The 20542-nt window shown below is 62.6% G+C and carries 17 protein-coding genes, 1 tRNA gene and 1 pseudogene; 12 read left to right on the forward strand and 7 right to left on the reverse strand.

What is annotated here, in order from left to right; genetic code table 11:
- The first annotated feature begins 109 nt into the window (after positions 1-109).
- Entirely contained in the window at positions 110-856 is a 747-nt protein-coding gene (cysE, locus tag RP6297_RS05025; protein ID WP_009238455.1) for a serine O-acetyltransferase, read from the forward strand.
- A 22-nt stretch (positions 857-878) separates the two neighbouring features.
- Here cysE and RP6297_RS05030 read toward each other — a convergent pair whose 3' ends face one another.
- Genes RP6297_RS05030 through RP6297_RS05045 form a run of 4 tightly spaced genes read right to left on the reverse strand, consistent with a single transcriptional unit; the run spans position 879 to position 3515 of the window.
- Positions 879-1697, reverse strand: a complete 819-nt coding sequence (locus RP6297_RS05030; protein ID WP_009238454.1) for a UDP-2,3-diacylglucosamine diphosphatase — start codon at positions 1695-1697, stop codon at positions 879-881.
- On the reverse strand, positions 1694-2200 hold the full coding sequence (locus RP6297_RS05035; RefSeq protein ID WP_009238453.1) for a peptidylprolyl isomerase: 507 nt from the start codon (positions 2198-2200) through the stop codon (positions 1694-1696). Before RP6297_RS05035 ends, RP6297_RS05030 begins: the two co-directional genes overlap by 4 nt.
- 30 nt (positions 2201-2230) lie before the next feature.
- Positions 2231-2812, reverse strand: a complete 582-nt coding sequence (locus tag RP6297_RS05040; protein WP_009238452.1) for a peptidylprolyl isomerase — start codon at positions 2810-2812, stop codon at positions 2231-2233.
- A gap of 52 nt (positions 2813-2864) precedes the next feature.
- Positions 2865-3515, reverse strand: coding sequence for a tetratricopeptide repeat protein (locus RP6297_RS05045; RefSeq protein ID WP_009238451.1), 651 nt, complete (start codon positions 3513-3515; stop codon positions 2865-2867).
- A 253-nt stretch (positions 3516-3768) separates the two neighbouring features.
- Between RP6297_RS05045 and cysS the strand changes: the two genes are divergently transcribed.
- The 6 genes from cysS (at position 3769) to RP6297_RS05075 (ending at position 10057) form a co-directional block, all read left to right on the forward strand.
- The gene (gene cysS, locus RP6297_RS05050) at positions 3769-5160 is read left to right on the forward strand and encodes a cysteine--tRNA ligase (protein WP_009238450.1); all 1392 of its coding nucleotides are present in this window, start codon (positions 3769-3771) and stop codon (positions 5158-5160) included.
- Entirely contained in the window at positions 5145-6029 is an 885-nt protein-coding gene (locus tag RP6297_RS05055) for a DNA-3-methyladenine glycosylase family protein (RefSeq protein WP_009277377.1), read from the forward strand. Before cysS ends, RP6297_RS05055 begins: the two co-directional genes overlap by 16 nt.
- Positions 6030-6115: 86 nt before the next feature.
- Complete coding sequence (locus RP6297_RS05060; RefSeq protein ID WP_009238448.1) at positions 6116-7084, forward strand: acetyl-CoA carboxylase carboxyltransferase subunit alpha; 969 nt, start codon at positions 6116-6118, stop codon at positions 7082-7084.
- Positions 7053-8471: a tRNA lysidine(34) synthetase TilS gene (tilS, locus tag RP6297_RS05065; RefSeq protein ID WP_009277378.1), complete on the forward strand. Its 1419-nt coding sequence runs from the start codon at positions 7053-7055 to the stop codon at positions 8469-8471. The genes RP6297_RS05060 and tilS overlap by 32 nt, the downstream gene beginning before the upstream one ends.
- Positions 8472-8567: 96 nt before the next feature.
- Entirely contained in the window at positions 8568-9818 is a 1251-nt protein-coding gene (locus tag RP6297_RS05070) for an aspartate kinase (RefSeq protein ID WP_009238446.1), read from the forward strand.
- A gap of 145 nt (positions 9819-9963) precedes the next feature.
- Positions 9964-10057, forward strand: a tRNA-Ser gene (locus RP6297_RS05075).
- A 195-nt stretch (positions 10058-10252) separates the two neighbouring features.
- Here RP6297_RS05075 and fabI read toward each other — a convergent pair.
- Positions 10253-11047, reverse strand: a complete 795-nt coding sequence (gene fabI, locus RP6297_RS05080) for an enoyl-ACP reductase FabI (RefSeq protein WP_009238445.1) — start codon at positions 11045-11047, stop codon at positions 10253-10255.
- 309 nt (positions 11048-11356) lie between these two features.
- Here fabI and RP6297_RS05085 point away from each other — a divergent pair, with 309 nt between their 5' ends.
- The 5 genes from RP6297_RS05085 to RP6297_RS05105 all read left to right on the forward strand — a co-directional run bounded on the left by RP6297_RS05085 (position 11357) and on the right by RP6297_RS05105 (position 17993).
- Positions 11357-13240 carry an extracellular solute-binding protein gene (locus tag RP6297_RS05085; RefSeq protein ID WP_009238444.1) on the forward strand — a complete coding sequence of 628 codons (1884 nt, stop codon included), beginning with the start codon at positions 11357-11359 and terminating at the stop codon, positions 13238-13240.
- Between the two features lie 20 nt (positions 13241-13260).
- Positions 13261-14313, forward strand: a complete 1053-nt coding sequence (locus tag RP6297_RS05090; protein ID WP_009238443.1) for a microcin C ABC transporter permease YejB — start codon at positions 13261-13263, stop codon at positions 14311-14313.
- A 14-nt stretch (positions 14314-14327) separates the two neighbouring features.
- The gene (locus RP6297_RS05095; protein ID WP_009238442.1) at positions 14328-15452 is read left to right on the forward strand and encodes an ABC transporter permease; all 1125 of its coding nucleotides are present in this window, start codon (positions 14328-14330) and stop codon (positions 15450-15452) included.
- Entirely contained in the window at positions 15449-17104 is a 1656-nt protein-coding gene (locus tag RP6297_RS05100) for an ABC transporter ATP-binding protein (RefSeq protein ID WP_009238441.1), read from the forward strand. The genes RP6297_RS05095 and RP6297_RS05100 overlap by 4 nt, the downstream gene beginning before the upstream one ends.
- 241 nt (positions 17105-17345) lie before the next feature.
- Positions 17346-17993, forward strand: coding sequence for a C40 family peptidase (locus RP6297_RS05105; protein WP_009238440.1), 648 nt, complete (start codon positions 17346-17348; stop codon positions 17991-17993).
- Between the two features lie 17 nt (positions 17994-18010).
- On the opposite strand, the pseudogene RP6297_RS05110 reads toward RP6297_RS05105, so the two are convergent.
- Positions 18011-19276: pseudogene (locus tag RP6297_RS05110) on the reverse strand (IS3 family transposase).
- A 110-nt stretch (positions 19277-19386) separates the two neighbouring features.
- Positions 19387-20343: a patatin-like phospholipase family protein gene (locus RP6297_RS05115; protein ID WP_009238439.1), complete on the reverse strand. Its 957-nt coding sequence runs from the start codon at positions 20341-20343 to the stop codon at positions 19387-19389.
- Between the last annotated feature and the right edge of the window lie 199 nt (positions 20344-20542).

A 20542-nucleotide genomic window follows, 5' to 3' on the forward strand; every position in this document is an offset into this window, starting at 1 on the left:
GCATCCCTTGCATGTCGGGCTAAAACCCTTGCCGCAGCGCGGTAAGGCAATGCCTTACACTGCCCTTAGCGCATCGCGCATATAGATATAACGATCCACACAGCTCAAGATGTTCACACGCATTCGCGAAGATATCGGCGCCATCATGGAGCGAGACCCGGCCGCGCGCAGCCGCTGGGAAGTGCTGACCTGCTACCCGGGTTTGCACGCCATCATCGTTCATCGGGTTGCGCATGCGTGTTGGCACGGCGGCTTCCGGTGGCTGGGTCGGTGGTTCTCGCACCTCGGCCGTTTCCTTACCGGCATCGAGATCCACCCCGGCGCGACGGTCGGCCGGCGCGTGTTCATCGACCACGGCATGGGCGTCGTGATTGGTGAGACGGCTGAAATCGGTGACGACTGCACGATCTACCAGGGCGTCACGCTGGGCGGCACGTCGCTCTACAAGGGCGCCAAGCGGCATCCGACGCTCGGCAAGGGCGTGGTGGTGAGCGCGGGCGCCAAGGTGCTGGGAGGCTTTGTCATCGGGGATGGGGCGCGTGTTGGGTCCAACGCGGTCGTGCTCAAACCGGTGCCGCCGGGCGCAACGGCGGTTGGCATACCGGCGCGCATCATCGAGCGCGATGCCGCGACCGAGGCCCAGTCTGCGCTCAAGCAGGAGTTTTCCGCGTATGGCATCACGCCCGACGCGGACGATCCGGTATCGCTGGCGCTCAAACGGCTGATCGACCACAGCGAGCTTCAGCAAGAGCGCATCGAGTCGATTCTTTCTGCGCTCGATCGCCTCGGCGCGCACCTGGAAAACTCCCCGAACGATCCGTTCGATGCGAGCGAGCTGAAGCGGATGCTCAAGTAGGAAAAGGGTGGGTGACGACAGCTTATGCCGTCACTTGCTCGACCGTCAGCGCGCCATCCTGCAACTTGAGGAAGCTGCCGCGCGGCTGTGCCTGATCGAAATCCCAGTCGGAAAGAACCCAGCGTTCACCGCTCGCCTCGTGATGCAGTTGCGGGCGATGGGTGTGGCCGTGGATCAGCGTGCTGGTATTTGATGCCTCGAGCAGCGCGTCCACCGCTTCCTGTGCGACGTCGCCCATCATCGCCGCGGCGCGGGGCTCGCCAGCGACATTGGCCGACATGGCGCGGCCGGCTTCGCTTTCTGTGCGCATCTTCTGCGCGATTTTCAGCCGCCACCGCAGCGGCATCGTGAGGAATATCCGCTGCACCCAGCGCTTGCGCGTCCAGTGCCGAAAGCGCATGTAGGCCGTGTCGCGCGTGCAGAGGGCGTCGCCGTGCGTAAGCACGATGCGCTGGCCATCGTCCGCTTCGAGCACGGTGGGATCGGGCAGCAGCGTGGCGTGCGCGGCATCCAAGAAACGCTTGCCGAGCAGGAAATCGCGATTGCCGTGCATAAACAGCACGCGCGTGCCGGCCGCTGCAACCTCAGCGAGCAGGTTGGCGATCTGCCGGTGGAACGGATCAGCCAATTCCTCATCGCCGACCCAGTATTCGAAGAAGTCACCCAGGATGACGAGCGTGCGGGCTTCGCGGGCGCGCGTGCGCAGGAAGCGCTCGAACGCGGCGGCGGTGGCCGGCATGCTGGCCGTCAGGTGCAGATCCGAAATAAAAAACACCGGCCCGGAAACCCGGACCGGTGCTTTCAGCGCGGAGGCCAGTGAGGCGTGCGCTGCGTCGATCATTCGATCACTTCAGCGCTTTCGATGATCACGTCTTCCAACGGCACGTCTTGGTGGAAGCCGCGGTTGCCCGTGCGCACCGAACGGATCTTGTCGACCACATCCATCCCTTCGGTCACCTTGCCGAACACGGCGTAGCCCCAGCCTTGCGGCGTCGGCGACGTATGGTTCAGGAAGTCGTTGTCGACCGTGTTGATGAAGAATTGCGCGGTGGCCGAGTGCGGATCGTTGGTGCGTGCCATGGCAATCGCGCCGCGTTCGTTCTTCAGGCCGTTGTTGGCTTCGTTGTCGATCGGTGCCTTGGTGGGCTTCTGGTTCATCTTCTCCCCTGGCTCGAAGCCGCCGCCCTGAATCATGAAGCCCTTGATGACGCGGTGGAACACCGTGCCGTTGTAGTGGCCATCCTTCACATAGGCGACGAAATTGGCAACCGACTTGGGTGCCTTCTCAGCGTCCAGGGCCAGGGTGATGTCGCCGTGGTTCGTGTGCAGCTTGACTTGGGTCATGGTGAATTCCTTGGGTGGGGCAAAAATGCGTTACTTGGAGACAACGGTGGCCGATTCAATCACGATCGGCTTCACAGGCACATTCTGGTGCGGGAATTTGGTGGTGGTTTCCACCGCCTTGATCTTGTCGATGGTATCGGTGCCCTCGACGACCTTGCCGAAGACGGTATAGCCGTAACCGTCCTGACCAGGGTAGTTCAGCATGTTGTTGTCGACCACGTTCACATAGAACTGCGCCGTCGCCGAGTTCGGGTCCATGGTGCGTGCCATGGCGATCGTGTACTTGTCGTTCTTCAGGCCGTTCTTCGATTCGATCTCGACCGGCGGGCGCGTGTCCTTCTGTTTCATGTCGGGCGTGAAGCCGCCGCCCTGGATCATGAAGCCGTCCATCACGCGGTGGAAAATCGTGCCCTTGTAGAAGCCGTCCTTCACGTACTGCAGGAAGTTGGCGACCGTCTTGGGCGCCTTGTCCGGATACACCTCAACGGTGAAGTTACCCATCGATGTCTTGAACTGGATGCGCGGCGCGGACGCGGTGGCTGCCGTGGCTGCGGTGGCGGTTACGGCCAGTGCACACACGAGCCCGGCAAAGAGGGAGCGAATACGGAGCATGGTCAGGAAGAGAAAGCTTGTGGGTGGGAAAGCAGGATCGGGCCGCGTCTTCTTATTGACGCTTTGCCGGCTTGGCGCTCACGCCGCTGGCTGCGGGCAGCGTGGTCGAGGCGGGTTTGGAAGCCGGGTGCACGCCCGGCAGATCGGGCAGGGCATCCAGACGTGCGCGCGCGGCAGCATTCTTGGGGTTCAGTTTGAGCGCACTTTGGTACGACTGTGCGGCCAGGCGAACGTAGACATCGCCAAGGTTGGATTGCGCCAATGCATTTTCAGGCGCCACCCGGTTCGCCATGAGGAGGCTGTCGCGGGCGCGAAGCAGTTCACCGCGCTCGGCGTACAACGCGGCCAGGTTGATATAGGGTTCGGGCAGTTCCGGGAAGTCCTGCGTCATCTGGCTGAAGGCGACGATGGCATCGTCAGCGCGGCCCAGGCCGGCAAGTGCCACGCCGCGCTGAAAGCGTGCCTGCGCGTTACGCGGTTGAGAAGCGACGTCCTTGTCCAGCTCGGCCAGTGCCTCGGTGTATTGCTTCTTGGCCAACGCATCGTCGATGCGTTTCTGGCGCGCGACCTGCGGCGCCTGCTGCGTGCTGGGCATCAAGTCGGCCGGCAAGGCAAAGCCGGCGGTCTGGGCGAAGGCCGGTGCCGCGGACATCGCAAGCAGGCTAGCCAGGGTTGCAGCGGTCTGACGCAGCAGTCTGTTCATGAGAATCGGTTCCGTTATACTCCGCCGCATTCTAACAAACCGTCTTTGTGCGCAGCAGCGGCCGTGCGCGCCAGGAAAGGTTCTTGACGGGGAGCATGCCGGGCACACAGGCAGGCCGCCCCGTCGGCGCAGTTCCGGTAAGATATGCCGCTAGTTTTTCAGGCGCCTCGCCGGCGCCGATTGCCTCCAATTTGGTCCGCCCGCAACGTTGTACCTCGCATGCGCGGCGCGCTGAGTCTCCCGACACCGCTTCATGGAATCACTCAAGATCTACAACACGCTCGCGCGTGAGAAACAGACGTTCGTCCCCATCGAGCCAGGCCGCGTGCGCATGTACGTGTGCGGGATGACGGTGTACGACTACTGTCACGTCGGGCATGCGCGGGTCATGGTGGTGTTCGACATGGTGCAGCGTTGGCTGCGCGCGGCAGGTTACGACGTCACCTACGTGCGCAACATCACCGACATCGACGACAAGATCATCAAGCGTGCGGTCGAGAACGGCGAGACGATGAGTGCGCTGACGGGCCGCTTCATCGCTGCCATGCACGAAGACGCCGATGCGCTTGGCGTTCAGCGCCCCGATCACGAACCCCGCGCCACCGAATACGTGCCGCAGATGCTGAGCATGATCGGCCGGCTGCAGACGAACGGCCTCGCCTATCAGGCGACCGACGGCGATGTGAACTACGCGGTGCGCAAATTCCCCGGTTACGGCAAGCTGTCCGGCAAGTCGCTCGAAGACCTGCGTGCCGGCGAGCGCGTGGCGGCCAATGATGCCAAGCAGGATCCGCTCGACTTCGTGCTGTGGAAATCCGCCAAGGCCGAGGAACCTGCAGAATCGCGCTGGGCTTCGCCGTGGGGCGAGGGGCGTCCAGGCTGGCATATCGAGTGCTCGGCGATGAGTTGCGAACTGCTGGGCGAGCATTTCGACCTGCACGGCGGTGGCGCTGACTTGCAGTTCCCACACCATGAAAACGAAATCGCCCAGTCCGAAGGCGCGACCGGCAAGACGTTCGTCAACACGTGGATGCACAACGGCTTCGTCCGCGTGAACGACGAGAAGATGTCGAAATCGCTCGGCAACTTCTTCACCATCCGCGATGTGCTGAAGCTGTACGACGCGGAAGTCGTGCGTTTCTTCATCCTTCGCTCGCACTATCGCAGCGACCTGAATTACAGCGACGCGCACCTCGACGACGCGCGCCATGCGCTCACGCGTTTGTACACGGCGCTCAAGGATGTGCCGGCCGCAGCGGGCGCCAAGCCCGACTGGAACGAGTCGCACGGCAAGCGCTTCCTGGAAGCGATGAACGACGACTTCAACACGCCCGTCGCCGTGTCGGTGCTGTTTGAGCTGGCGAGCGAAGTGAACAAGACGCGCTCGCCCGCGCTGGCTAGTCAACTGGCCGCGCTGGCCGGAGTGCTGGGCCTGCTGGGCCGCGATCCGCATGCGTTCCTGCAGGGCGGTGTGTCGCCCGATGGCTTGGACGCCGCCGAAGTGGAAGCGCGTATCGAAGAGCGCCGCGCCGCCAAAGCCGCGCGCGATTTCGCCCGTGCCGATGCGATCCGTGCCGATCTGCTCGCTGCAGGGATCGTTCTGGAAGACAAACCGGGTGGGGTGACCGAATGGAGACGCGCATGAACGCGGTGGCCAAGAAAGCCAACGTAGTGCGCAGCACCGTCGCCAAGAAAGCGCCGGCGGTGAAGGCCCCGGCTGCCAAGAAAGGGGTGGCGAAGAATGTAGACGGCGTAGCGAGCAAGACGGTTGCCGCCAAGGGCGTGCCGGTGAAGGGTGCCAAGGCTCCGGCTAAACGCGTGCCTGCTGGCAAGGTGCCGCTGCCGGAAACGCTCCCCACCAGCGAGGCCCTGCCTGTGCCGGCAGAAGTGGTGCTCTCGGGCCCGCCGGAATACTGGCAAGAGGCTTGCGCAGACTTGATGAAGCGCGACCGCATCCTGCGCAAGATCATCCCGACCTGCGGGCCGGCGCATTTGGCTTCGCGCGGCGATCCGTTCGTCACCCTCGCACGCTCGATTGTGGGTCAGCAGATTTCGGTCAAGGCTGCGCAATCGGTGTGGGAGCGCGTCGTGGCTGTGTGCCCCAAGCTGGTGCCCGCACAGTTCTTGCGCGCCGGTCAGGAGAAGCTGGCGGGTTGCGGTTTGTCCAAGCGCAAGGCCGAGTACATCCTTGACCTAGCCGATCACTTCCGCAACGGCACCGTGCACGTCGCTAAGTGGGCGGAAATGGAAGATCAGGATGTGATTGCCGAGCTGACGCAGATCCGCGGCATCGGCCGATGGACGGCAGAGATGTTCCTCATGTTCAACCTGATGCGCCCGAACGTACTTCCGCTGGACGATATCGGACTCATCAACGCGATCTCACAGAATTATTTCAGTGGCGAACCGGTCACTCGCAGCGAGGCGCGCGAAGTGGCCGCCAACTGGGAACCGTGGCGTACCGTGGCCACTTGGTATATGTGGCGCAGCCTAGACACGGCGACCACCTATTGATCTGTTCATTTCGATGAAACGGAGCGCGTCGCCGGGCGGTCAAAATCCGGTAGAATGCGCGCCTTCAAGAGCCTTTCAGAAGATCCATGAAAACTACCTTCCTGGAGTTCGAGCAGCCGATCGCAGAACTTGAGGCGAAGATCGAAGAACTTCGCTTCGTACAAGACGATTCCGCTGTCGACATTTCTGAAGAAATTTCCCGCCTGGCCTCCAAGAGCCAGCAGCTCACCAAAGATCTGTACGCCAACCTGACACCCTGGCAGGTCGCGCAGATCGCCCGGCACCCGCAGCGTCCATATACGCTCGATTACGTCCGCGAGATCTTTACCGACTTCCACGAACTGCACGGCGATCGCACCTTCGCCGACGACCTGTCGATCGTGGGCGGTCTGGCGCGCTTCAACGGCCAGGCTTGCATGGTGATCGGTCACCAGAAGGGCCGAGACACGAAGGAGCGCGCGCTGCGCAACTTCGGCATGTCCAAGCCCGAGGGCTACCGCAAGGCCAAGCGGCTGATGGAGCTGGCGGACAAGTTCGGCCTGCCGATCTTCACGTTTGTCGATACGCCGGGCGCATTCCCGGGCATCGATGCGGAAGAGCGTGGCCAATCCGAAGCCATCGGGCACAACCTGTTTGTGATGGCCGGCCTGAAGGTGCCCCTGATCGCCACCATCATCGGTGAAGGCGGTTCGGGCGGCGCACTGGCTATCGCCATGGGCGACTCGGTGATCATGCTGCAATTCGCCACCTACGCCGTGATCTCGCCGGAAGGCTGCGCGTCGATCCTGTGGAAGACCGCAGAGAAGGCGCCGGAAGCCGCCGAGGCACTGGGCCTGACCGCGCATCGCCTGAAGGCACTTGGCCTGATCGACAAGATCGTCAACGAGCCGCTGGGCGGCGCACACCGTGATCCGAAGGGCATGGCGACGATGCTCAAGCGCGCGCTGGCCGAATCGCTGCGCCAGTTCCAGGGCATGAAGACGTCGGAACTCCAGGCGCGCCGTCACGAACGCCTGATGGCTTATGGCAAGTTCAAGGAAACCGAAGGTCGCTGATTCGTCGGCTGATCTCGTCAACAAGGTCGCACAACGCGTTGCCGCGTGTGCGGCCTTTGTTGTTTCTGGAGACGCAGAGCCGCCGACTGTGGCAATTGCCCTGTCAGGCGGGCGGGATTCCGCGGCGCTCCTGCACGCGTGTGCCGCGTGGCGCGACGCGGGCGCCCGCGTGCAGCTCGTGGCGCTCCATATTCACCATGGCCTGCATGCTGACGCCGATGTCTGGGAATGCGCGTGTCGGCGCATGGCCCAAGCGGTCGGCGTTACGTTTCATGCGCGCCGCGTCAATGTAGCGGTTGATGCGGGGCGGGGCGTTGAAGAGGCGGCGCGCGAAGCCCGGTACGCAGCGCTCGAAGCGCTCTGCACGGAGACGGGCGCCTCCATTCTGCTGACGGCGCATCATCAGGATGACCAAGCGGAAACGGTGCTGCTGCAACTGATGCGCGGTGCCGGCCTCGATGGCCTGGCCGCCATGCCGATGGCGCGGGCGGGTGCAGTCACGTTGCTGCGTCCATGGGTCGATGCACCGCGCAGCGAGATCGAACTGTACGCACATGCCCACGCGCTCTGCTGGGTCGAAGATCCTTCCAACACCGACGCACGCTATGCACGCAATGCATTGCGTCCACTGCTTGCGGGCATGGCGGATCATTTCCCGGCCTATCGCGAGGCGCTGTCGCGCAGTGCGGCACATCTGGCGGATGCGGCTGCGTTGATCGATGAGATTGCGCAGGCGGACTTGAGCCAGGTCGCGTCGGCCAATGAACTGAACGTGGCGGCGTTGAGCGCGCTGTCCGCGCCACGTCAGCGTGCGGTGCTGCGTGCGTGGTTGGCCAAGGCGGGCATGCGCGCGCTGTCGAGTCGCCGCCTGGAGGATCTGCATACGCAACTGGTTGACGCGCGAGATGACGGTGCACTGCGCATTGAATTGCCGACTGGGCAGGTCAGGCGCTACCGTGGCATTGCATGGATCGACACTGGCACCAACGATCGCCCCGGACAGGCCGCGGTCGCGATCGGGGCCCAGCTGTTCGAGCCGGCGCATCCGGCCGAGCAGCGTGTGGCGGTGGACGCATGGGGCGGGGCGCTGTTGTTTGCGCCCGTGGCGAGCGATGGCGTTGCGACGCAAACTTTGCAAGCGCCGCTGGTCCTGTCGCCCCGGCGCGGTGGCGAGCGCATCGTGCTGCGCCCGGGCGGGCCGTCGCGGGCGCTCAAGCAGGCTTACCAGGAAGCCGGCATTCCTGCGTGGGAGCGCCAGCGTTTGCCGCTGCTCTATGCAGGGGAAATGCTGGTGTTTGCCGCGGGGCTGGGAATGAACCAGGCGGCCACGCATAGCGGTACTGGCTGGCGCATCACGTGGCGTCCTGGCCTTCAGGGTGCGTCGTGATACACATCGTCTCCGGCGAATTGCTTGCCGATCGGCGCAAATTGCTGTATTTTCAAAAGCTTTTGCACCGCTTCGGCTCCTCCTGATCTTTCCAAGATGGCTCTCATCGTTCACAAGTACGGTGGCACCTCGATGGGTTCGGTTGAACGCATCAAGAATGTCGCCAAGCGCGTTGCCAAGTGGCACCGTGCAGGTCACCAGATCGTGGTCGTTCCATCAGCCATGTCCGGTGAAACCAACCGCCTGCTGGGTATGGCCAAAGAGATTTCGGCCCAACCCGACCCGCGTGAACTCGACATGATTGCCTCGACCGGCGAGCAGGTGAGCGTCGGCCTGCTGGCCATTGCTCTGCATGCAGAAGGTATCGATGCCCGCAGCTATACCGGCTGGCAAGTGCCGGTGAAGACCGATTCCGCCTACACCAAGGCGCGCATCCAGTCGATCGATGACGAGCGCGTGCGCGCTGATCTCGATGCCGGACGCGTTGTCGTCATCACGGGCTTCCAGGGCATCGACAGCGAAGGCCATATCACGACGCTGGGCCGTGGTGGTTCGGATACCTCGGCCGTGGCGGTTGCCGCTGCGCTCGAAGCCGAGGAGTGCCTGATCTACACCGACGTCGATGGCGTTTATACGACCGATCCGCGCGTGGTGGACGATGCGCGTCGCCTGGACAAGATCACCTTCGAAGAGATGCTGGAAATGGCCAGCCTCGGCTCGAAGGTGCTGCAGATTCGCTCGGTGGAGTTTGCCGGCAAGTACCGCGTGAAGACCCGCGTGCTGTCGTCGCTGACCGACCCGCTGATGCCGCTCGACGTTGAGATGAACTCGGGCACGCTGATTACTTTTGAGGAAGATTCGAACATGGAAGCCGCCGCCATTTCCGGCATCGCCTTTGCCCGCGACGAAGCCAAGATCACCGTGATCGGTGTGCCGGACAAGCCCGGCATCGCCTATCAGATCCTGGGCCCGGTTGCCGACGCCAACATCGACGTCGACATGATCATCCAGAACCAGTCGGTGGAAGGGAAGACGGACTTCACCTTCACCGTGCCGCGTGGCGAATACCAGCGCGCCCTGGCGATCCTGAACGATAGCGTGAAGGCGCATATCGGCGCGGCCAGCGTGTCGGGCGATCCGAAGGTGTCGAAGGTGTCGGTGGTGGGCGTGGGCATGCGCTCGCACGTAGGCATCGCCAGCAAGATGTTCCGCACGCTGTCGGAAGAGGGCATCAACATCCAGATGATCTCCACCTCGGAAATCAAGATCTCGGTGCTGATCGATGAGAAATACATGGAGCTGGCCGTGCGCGCACTCCACAAGGCGTTCGAGCTGGACCAGGCGTAATCGGTTGATCGGCCGGATGCCGGGGTGGCGACCCCGAGAGCCCCAGGTTCTCGCCGCGTGTCATGCAGTTGTCGTTGACCGGGTGGGGTGAAGTGGCTAGAATACGCGCTTCGTTGCACGGGCTCCTTCGTGCGACGCGAGTTTGGGAGACGTGGCCGAGAGGTCGAAGGCACTCCCCTGCTAAGGGAGCATCCGGGCCAAAACCTGGATCGAGGGTTCGAATCCCTCCGTCTCCGCCAGTTTGGCGCTTCTCGCGGGAAGCGCACACAACAGGCGGATGCGAGTCGAGCTGACGTGACGGCTCGCATTGCAATGCACGTCAAAAAGCCCGCATGGTTTGCGCCATGCGGGCTTTTTCTTTGTCTGCTGCTTTGTGGGTCTCGCAGACTGACATGCGCGCTCCATCTGAATATGGCGCGCGCATCATCAATGCATCAGCCTTGACCGACGCTCTCCGGCACGCCTGCGGTCACGTTGAAGCCGCAGTCGACGTAGGTGATCTCGCCGGTCACGCCGCTGGCAAGGTCCGACAGCAGGAACGCAGCCACATTGCCGACTTCTTCGATCGTGACGTTACGGCGCAGCGGGGCGACGTCTTCCATGTACTTCAGCAGCTTGCCGAAATCCTTGATACCAGAGGCGGCGAGCGTCTTGATCGGGCCAGCCGAGATACCGTTGGCACGAATGCCCTTCGGCCCCAGCGCGCCGGCCAGGTAGCGCACGCCGGCTTCCAGCGACGCCTTGGCCAGGCCCATCGTGTTGTAGTTCGGGACGATACGCTCAGCACCCAGGTACGTCAGGGCGAGCAGCGAAGCAGTGGGCGAGAGCATCGGCAGCGCGGCCTTTGCCAGCGCCGGGAAGCTGTACGCCGAGATGTCGTGCGCGATGCGGAACGACTCGCGCGACAGGCCATCGATGAAGTTGCCGGCGATCGCTTCGCGCGGTGCAAAGCCGATCGAGTGGACTAGGCCGTCGAAGTGGCCCCAGTGCTGGCCGAGGTCTTCGAACACCTTGGCGATCTGCTCATCGCTGCTGACATCGCAGTCGAACACCAGCTTGCTGTCGAACTCGGTGGCGAATTCAGTGATGCGGTCCTTGAAGCGTTCGCCGACGTAGGTGAAGGCCAGTTCCGCGCCTTCGCGCTTGCAGGCATTGGCGATGCCGTAGGCAATCGAGCGGTTGGACAGAAGGCCGGTAATCAGAATGCGCTTGCCAGCGAGGAATCCCATGGTTTCTCCGTACAAATGTGGGGCAACGTCGCGCCCGTATGTTGCTGTGGTCACTCGTCACTGCGGCTGCGCAGCGGCGGCATCCGGGGCACGAGGCAATTAGGTGGGCGCGATCATACCGGAAAGCGCGGGGCGGCTGCCCATTTGCGCGGTGCCGCACAATCCCTGCCGGCCTTGTCAATGCGGGACGATCCCCGGCCCTGAATTGGCGGAATTGCCGCGTGAGGGCGTTAGAATCGTCGAAAACAGTTTTTCAGACAGCGATCAATCGGATCAACGCATGCAAGGACTTTGGGGGCAAGGGGCGCAATGAGCGTGCGCGTTGCGACACACAAGCGATTCATGGCGCTGTTCAGCCTGCTGGGGGCGATCTGCGCGACTCCCGCGTGGGCGGCACACGGCTACGCCGAATATGGCGACCTCAAGTATCCGGCCGGTTTCTCCAACTTCGGCTATCTGAACCCGAAGGCGCCCATCGGCGGCATGCTGCTGCTCGGCAATCCGGACCGCCGCACGAGCTTCGACAAGTTCAATCCGTTCACGATCAAGGGGACGTCGGCGCCGGGGCTGAATCAGTTGGTCTTCGAAAGCCTGCTCATCACAAGCTGGGATGAAACCGCCAGTGGCTATGGCCTGCTTGCGGACGACGTGACGGTCGCCCCCGACGAGCTCTCGGTCACCTTCCACATCAACCCGCGCGCACGATTCTCCAATGGCGATCGCGTGCGCGCGTCCGACGTCAAATACTCCTACGACATGCTGATGGGCAAAGGGGCAAGCCCCGCCTACCGCAGCATGACCGCGGATGTTGCCAAGGTCACGGTGGTCGACGCCAGCACCATCCGTTACGACTTCAAGCGCAAGAACAAGGAGCTGCCGCTCATCGTCGGCGGCCTGCCGGTGTTCTCGCCCAAGTGGGGCAAGGGCAGTGGCAAGCCCGATGATCCGGACGGCGGCAAGGATGTCGCATTCGACAAGCTGACCTTCCAGGACCCGATCGCGAGCGGCCCGTATGTGATCGAGCGCTTTGACCCGTCGCGCGGCATTACCTTTCGGCGCAATCCCGATTATTGGGGGCGCGACTTGAATGTTCGCCGTGGGTCATTCAACTTTGAGCGAATCCAATACAAGCTCTACAAGGACGAAACTGCCCGCCTGGAGGCGTTCAAGGCTGGCGAGTACGACGCCATGGTCGAATACCGCGCCAAGAACTGGGCGAAGAGTTACGTTGGCGTGAAATTCCGCAGCGGCGAGCTGATCAAGAGCGAATTCCCGCATCGCAACGGTGCCGGCATGCAGGGCTTTGTGATGAACCTGCGACGGCCGCTGTTCCAGGACCTTCGCGTGCGCAAGGCGCTGGCGTTGGCGCTCGATTTCGAATGGCTCAATCGGCAGCTTTTCTATGGTGCATATCGCCGGCTCGACAGCTACTTCGCCAATAGCGAGCTGGCCGCGTCGGATTCGCTCACGGGCACGCCCAGCAAGGGTGAGCTGACGTTGCTGGAGCCGCTGCGCAGCAAGCTCGACCCCGAAGTGTTTGGCGTGCTGTCCGCCCCGCCTTCGACGGATCCCCCCAGCTCGCTGCGGGACAACCTGCGGCAGGCGCGTCGCCTGCTGGCGCAAGCCGGCTGGACGTACACGGACGGCGCGCTGCGCAACAGCAAGGGCGAGCCGTTCGTCTTCGAGATGCTCGACGATGGCGGCGCCATGAGCCGCGTCATGGCAGCGTACGCGCGCAACCTCGAGAAGCTCGGCATTCAGGTCAACCAGCGCATGACCGATTTCGCGCTCTACCAGAAGAGGTTGGAAGAGTTCGATTTCGACATGATCTCGCTGCGCTTTCCGGATTCGCAAAGCCCCGGCAACGAGCTGAAGGATCGCTTCGGTTCAGCGGCGGCTGACGAGGCCGGCTCGGACAACGTGATCGGCCTGAAATCGCCAGCCGTGGACGCGCTGATCGACGATGTACTGCGTGCCGACAATCGCGACGAGCTGGTCACGGCTTCGCGCGCGCTCGACCGCGTACTGATGCACGGCTGCTATGTCATTCCGCACTGGTATTCGGCCTCGCACCGCGTGGCCTACAACAAGAACCTGATGTACCCGGATCGTTTGCCGTATTACTACTCGGCCGAGGCCTGGGTGCTGACGGCCTGGTGGCGGATGCCGGAATCCCCCCCAATCGGCTGCTAAATGACCGCATCGGTGACACCATGTTCGCGTACCTGATCAAACGGTTGCTGCTCCTGATCCCGACGCTGATCGGCGTTGTTACGCTCACGTTTGTCGTGATCCAGTTCGTGCCCGGTGGTCCGGTAGAACAGATGATGATGGAGATGAAGGGGCGGGGCGGCGGAGGCGAGGCCAGCGGTGGCGGCGCGTTCGACTATCGCGGGCGTCGCGGCGTGGACGCGGAGAAGATCAAGGAAATCCGCGCGTTGTATGGCTTCGACAAGAGCCCCCTCGAGCGCTACTTCCTGATGCTCGGCCGCTTTGCGCGCTTCGACTTGGGCGAGAGCTATTTCCAGCACCGCAGCGTGTGGGATCTCATCAAGTCGAAATTGCCGGTATCGATTTCGATCGGGTTGTGGACATTCTTTCTCACATATCTCATAGCGGTACCGCTCGGCATTGCGAAGGCGGTGCGCGCAGGCAGCCGGTTCGATCTTGTGACCAGCATCATCGTGCTGGTCGGTTACGCCATCCCGGGCTTTGTGCTGGGCGTGCTGCTGCTGGTGCTCTTTGGCGGCGGCACGTTCTTCCAGTGGTTCCCGATCCGGGGCATCACTTCCGACAACTGGGATCAGCTCAGCCTGCTCGGCAAAATCACGGATTACCTTTGGCACATCACGCTGCCCGTCATGGCGTCGGTGGTGGGCAGCTTTGCCGTCATCACCATGCTGACGAAGAACGCATTCCTGGAGGAAATCCGCAAACAATACGTACTGACCGCGCGTAGCAAGGGCCTGTCGGAGCGGCGCGTGCTGTGGAAGCACATCTTCCGCAACGCGTTACTGCCGCTGGTGACGGGCTTCCCATCGGCATTCATTGGTGCGTTCTTTACGGGTTCGCTGCTGATCGAGCAACTGTTCTCGCTCGACGGCATGGGGCTGCTCTCGTATGAGGCCGTGATGCGGCGCGATTATCCGGTCGTGCTCGGCACGCTTTACCTGTTCACGCTGATTGGGCTGGCTGCGCGGTTGATTTCCGACGTGTGCTACGTGCTGGTCGATCCGCGAATCCATTTCGGCTCGGTCGGGCGATAGGCGGGCCGGCAGCCATGACCCAGTATTCCCGCACTTCCACCCAGGTATCCAACATAGCGGCGGCGCATCCGGTGCGTCATTCGCCGTCGCCGCTCAAGCGCGCGTGGCGTCGCTTCAAACAACATCGGCTGGGCTATTGGAGCCTGATCATCTTCGTGGTGCTGTTCGTTCTGAGTCTGGGCGCCGAATGCATTTCCAATGACCGGCCGCTGGTGGTCAAGTATCATGGCAACTGGTATTTCCCGATCGTGAAGGCATACCCCGAGACGACCTTCGGCGGGGATTTTCCGACACCGACGGATTACCTCGATCCATTCATCCGGGACAAGTTCAAGGAGCCGGGAAGCTTTGCGATTTACCCGCCCAATCCGTATTCGTACGAGACGCTGAACTATTTCTCGAAGGAGCCCAACCCGGCGCCGCCGTCCGCTGAGAACTGGCTCGGTACCGATGACCGTGGCCGCGATGTGTTTGCGCGGCTGCTGTATGGCTTCCGCGTGTCGGTGCTGTTCGGCCTGGCGCTCACGGTGCTCGGCGTGGTGGTCGGCACGCTGACCGGCGCGCTGATGGGCTTCTTCGGCGGGCGCTTCGATATGGTGTCGCAGCGCCTGATTGAAATCTGGAGTTCGATGCCGGAGCTGTACCTGCTGATCATCTTCGCGTCGATCTTCACCCCCAGCCTTGGGCTGCTGATCATCCTGCTGTCGCTGTTCGGCTGGATGAGCCTGTCGGATTACGTGCGCGCCGAGTTCTACCGCAACCGCTCGCTCGACTATGTGAAGGCCGCGCGAGCGATGGGCCTGTCCAGTTGGCAGATCATGTGGCGCCACATCATGCCCAACAGCCTGACACCGGTGATCACCTTCCTGCCGTTCCGCATGAGCGCGGCCATTCTTGCGCTCACTAGCCTCGATTTCCTTGGGCTCGGCGTACCGCCATCCACCCCGAGCCTCGGTGAGCTGCTGGCTCAGGGCAAGGCCAACCTGGATGCGTGGTGGATCTCGCTATCGACGTTCGTGGTGCTCGTGCTGACCCTCGTGCTGCTGACTTTCATGGGCGACGCGCTGCGCGATGCCTTCGACACGCGCCTCTCATTCGCGCAGCTGCGCACGCGTCAGAAGCCGGCGGGGGTGAAATGACCCGCGTCGATCTGCGTTCCTCCACGCCGAAGTACGACGGCCCGCTTCTGCGCCTGGACGGCCTCTGCGTGCATTTCGAATCCGAGCACGGCGAGGTGACGGAAGCCGTCAAGCATGTCTCGCTCGACTTGCACGTCGGCGAGCGGTTCGCGTTGGTGGGCGAATCGGGCTCGGGCAAGTCCGTGACCGCACTATCGATCATGCGATTGCTGGCCGATGCGCAATACAGCGGCCGTATCCTGCTCGAAGGCCGCGATCTGCTGGCCGCCAGCGAGCGCGAGATGCGCGGCCTGCGTGGCGCTGACGTCGCCATGGTGTTCCAGGAACCGATGACAGCGCTCAACCCGCTGTACACGATCGGCAACCAGATCGTCGAAACGCTGGAATTGCACGAGGGACTGGACAAGCGCGCTGCCAAGGCACGTGCGATTGCGCTGTTGGAGCGCACCGGCATTGCGGAGGCGCCGCGCCGGTTTGACGCCTTCCCGCACCAACTGTCGGGCGGTCAGCGCCAGCGCGCGATGATTGCCATGGCGCTGGCATGTTCGCCCAAGCTCCTGTTGGCTGACGAGCCGACCACCGCGCTCGACGTGACGGTGCGCATGCAGATCCTGCAATTGCTGCGCGAGCTGCAGGCTGAATTCGGCATGGCCATCATGCTGATCACGCACGACCTGAACATGGTCCGTGCCTTTGCTGAGCGCGTTGGCGTGATGGAGCGGGGCGTCCTGGTCGAGACCGGCAACACGGCCGACGTATTTGCCGCGCCTCAGCACCCGTACACGGTGCGCTTGCTTGAGAGCCGCCCGCAGCGCGACGTGCTGCCGCTGGTGCCTCTTGCACCGGTGCTGCTCGAAGCCGACAAGCTGACGGTCACCTACGAACGCCATCGCCCTGGATTTGCCGGCTGGTTCAGGACAGACCCGTTCACCGCGGTCGATGCCGTGTCGCTGCAACTGCGCGAAGGCGAGACGCTCGGCATCGTGGGGGAATCCGGCTCTGGCAAGACCACGCTCGCGCAGACGCTGCTGGGTTTGCAAACCGCAAAGAGCGGCGATCTGCGCTTCCTTGGCAACTCGCTGCTGCGCATTTCGCGCGATGAGCGCCGGGCGGTGCGCGCGCGCATGCAGGTCGTGTTTCAAGACCCGTATGGCTCGCTGTCGCCGCGCATGACGATCGAAGAGATCGTTGGCGAGGGCCTTGCGCTGCACCAGCCGCATGTCAACGCCACCGAGCGCCGTCACCGCGTGATCGAGGCGCTGCGCGAGGTCGGGCTGGATCGCACGGCTCTGGGCCGCTATCCGCATGAATTCTCGGGTGGGCAGCGCCAGCGCGTTGCCATTGCGCGGGTGCTGATCCTCAAGCCGCAGTTGCTGGTGCTTGATGAGCCGACATCGGCGCTTGACGTGTCGATCCAGCAGCAGGTGCTTTCGCTGCTCTCAGCCCTTCAGAAAAAGTACAACCTGTCGTATCTATTCATCAGCCACGACCTTGCCGTTATTCGCGCGATGTCACATCGCGTGGTGGTGATGAAGGATGGAAAAGTGGTGGAAGAGGGCGACACTGAAGCGGTGTTGGCGTCGCCTTCGCACCCCTACACCTGCAAGCTGATGGCGGCTGCCTCGCTCATCCCCGCTCGGGATAACCCGTAATTTCCACTGCTCTTGCCCCAGGTCAGTGCAGTTTAGAGGCGCGGTTTTTGTAAGAATGCGCATCTAAAGTCATGTCTAAGTACCTGATTTGCATGTGGATTCCGAGGAATTTGTAACGACCTTTGACAAGTCAAAGTGTCACTTTTATCATCCTGCGAGATTGTTTTAACAAGATTCGGACTGTTCTCATTTGCGACGGCGTATGTCGGCCGCATCATTACAAGTTTCCGAGGGAGAGCCAATGCAGCATTTCGTACTTCATTCCATGGCGCGCCTGGCGGTAGGTGTTGTGATCGGTTGCGGCGTGCTCGTGTCGAATGCGGTGCATGCTGATACGGTCTTCAAGGACACGGAAGTCCGCGCCGACGTCAAGCCCGAAGCCAAGTCCGGCCTCATTTCCAACGTAATGAGCAAGACCGGCGACGTGGTCATGAACGCACTGGGCATGATCGGCCTGCGTTACCGTTTCGGGGGCAATACGCCGGAATCGGGCCTCGATTGCAGCGGTTTCGTCCGCTACGTCTTCAATGACACCTTCGGTTTCCTGCTGCCGCGCCGCGCCGTGGAAATGAGCCGCGTCGGCACCAGCGTCGACACGGCTGAACTGCGTCCTGGCGACTTGGTGTTCTTCAACACCATGCGCCACACGTTCTCGCACGTCGGCATCTATATTGGCGACAACAAGTTCGTGCACGCACCGTCCACGGGCAGCAAGATTCGCGTGGACGACATGACCGCCTCGTACTGGGTGACGCGCTACAACGGCGCCCGCCGCATCGAGGGCAATTCCGGTACCGCAATCAAGGACGGCGCCGATAACTTTGTCGAACAGCTCAAGCGCGTTGACCCGAACGCCGCTGGCAAACCGCTGGCAATGTACGGTGGTTGAGTCGCTGCGATTGGCTATCACGCTGTCAAGTCCTGCCATAGGTTGACACAGTGCTCAGTCAGCGAGCGCCCGATGCACCGCATCGGGCGTTTTGTATTTCAAGGCCAGATGAGGCCGTTCGTGGTTGTAGATATGCACGGCCTGCGCCACCATGCGTGCGGCCTGCTCTAGGTCGGCGGGGCGCTTGAGCAGCAACTCCCCTTTGAGGATGCCGTTGACCCGTTCGGCCAGGGCATTCTGGTAGCAGTCGTAGCCGTCGGTCATGGAGCACGTGATGCCGTGCCGCTGATGGATGCGCTGGTACTCGGCTGAACAGTATTGGATGCCCCGATCCGAGTGATGAACCAGAGGCTGTCGCGTATGGCGCGTCTTCAGCGCCATCTTCAACGCCTGGGCGACCGACTCGGCATGCAGGCTGTCATGCACGCGGTAGCCCACGATCTTGCGCGAGTAGGCGTCAGTCACCAGACTCAGGTACGCACAGCGCTGGGCGGTCGGCAGATAGGTAATGTCGGCCACCCAGACCTGCTCCGGCCCGGTGGGGATGACCTGGTTCGGGCCGTCCTTGAGCAGATTGGGATGGCGCCGGAAGCGATGATGACTGTGTGTGGTCTTGTGATACGCCCGCTGCGGCACGACCAGCAGCCGGGCTGCACGCAGGATATCGAACAGGCGATCCCGGCCAACCTGGATGCCTGCCTCGGCCAGGGGCGTGCGCAGCACGTGCTGGAGCTTGCGCGTACCCAAGCGCGGCTGGCGCAGCCGTAAGTGGTTGACCAACGCACAGACCTTGGCCTCACGCGCGCTTTGCCGTGTCTCGCTTTGCTGGCGTTTGTAGTACGCCTGGCGGCTGATGCCAATGTAGCGGCAGGCCCTGCCCACACTCAGCCCTTGGACGAGCTTTTGCGTGAGGACCTGCCCGAAGGCTTTTTTACGACGCGCGCCCCATGCTCTTTCTGGATCACGTCGATCACCGCCTCGAACAGGCGTGCCTTCTCTTGGGCCTCCCGCAACTGCACTTCCAATTCCTTGATGCGCTGCTCTGGCGTGAGCGACTTGCGCTGGCTGCTTTGATTTTCCATCGTGGTTTTGGCCTCCGCTGAGGCGCTCCAGTCCTGTCGTCCGTGCTTGCGCAACCATACCAGCACCGTCGAGCGACCCTGAATGCCATAGCGTCGCTGTGCCTCTTTGTAGGTCAGCTCGCCTTTTTCCACCTGCTCAACCACTGCCAACTTAAAAGCCAGCGTGTAGTCCCTCTGCGTTCGCTTCTTCTGCCCTTCCATCTTGACGCTCACTCCCTGTCGGGGAAAAAGTGTCAACCTTATTCAGGACGGGTCACGCAATAGAAAAAAGACCGCCGCGGCGGTCTTTTTTGTTGCCTGCAGACGGCGTGTCAGTGCGGTGGCAAGGGGGTGCCGACGACGGTCTGCGTCAGATGCAGCTTCTCGCGCAGCAACGGCATGGCGGCCTGGGCAGCCTGCTCGCCCGCGAGAATCGCCTCGTTGCGCGCGGTAAAGTCGCTGCCCTTCACAAACGGCAGCGACGGCGTGATGACCACATCGGCCTGGGCCAGCTCCGTCTTGCTGATGCTCTGACCCATGATGGCTGTCGTCTGCAGCAGCATGCTCGCCTGCCCCGACACAGCCTGGTTGGCAGGGTCTGCCGAGATGTTCACTGCAATCACGAACGTCGCGCCCATCTGCTTGGCGTAGGTAACCGGCACTGGCGCCACCAAGCCGCCGTCCACATATTGGCGGCCGCTGATCGTTACCGGCTGGAACACGCCTGGGATACTGCAGGACGCACGCACCGCCTGACCGGTATTGCCGCGCCGGAACAGGATCGGCTTGCCGCTCGCCAGGTCCGTCGCAACGATGCCGAGTGGAATGCGCATCTGCTCGATCGTCTTCTGCTTGACCAGCCGGTTGATGTATTTCTCCAGCGCCTCGCCCTTGAGCCAGCCGCCGAAGCGCGTTCCGAAGGGCAGCGCCCAGTCGGCGATCATGGCCTCGTCCATCTTGAGGGCCATGCGGTTCATCTCCAGCCCCGACATACCCGATGCGTAGATCGCCGCCACCACGCTGCCCGCGCTCGTGCCGGTGATGAAGTCAATCTGAATGCCCTGGGCTTCCAGCATCTTGATGACGCCGATGTGCGCAAAACCGCGCGCGGCACCGCCGCCCAGCGCCAACCCGATCCGCAGAGGCTGTGAGGCGGGCAGGGCCGTCGGCGGTAGTACAGCCGTGGCGGGGGTGACGGGTGTTTCAGTTTTGCCGGGCGAAAAGCCCGTCACGGTGCAGGCGGAGAGTATCGAGGCGCCGGCGGCACCCAGGAAGAGGCGGCGTTGCATGAGGAGGTTGGGGCGGTTTGATATGCCGCGTAGTTGTGTTCAGTCGTAACGGAGCGCACTGCGGCCGGCCGCCATTGTGCCAAAGTTCGGCGACGGGTCGGCCAGACAGGCGCAGCTCGGTTGCTATAATTTCGGTTTTGATAGAGGCCGCTCAGGATCCGTACTCAGGGTACGACCACGCGGCCTTCTTTGTTCGGCC

This window comes from Ralstonia pickettii (assembly GCF_016466415.2).
Classification (GTDB): domain Bacteria; phylum Pseudomonadota; class Gammaproteobacteria; order Burkholderiales; family Burkholderiaceae; genus Ralstonia; species Ralstonia pickettii.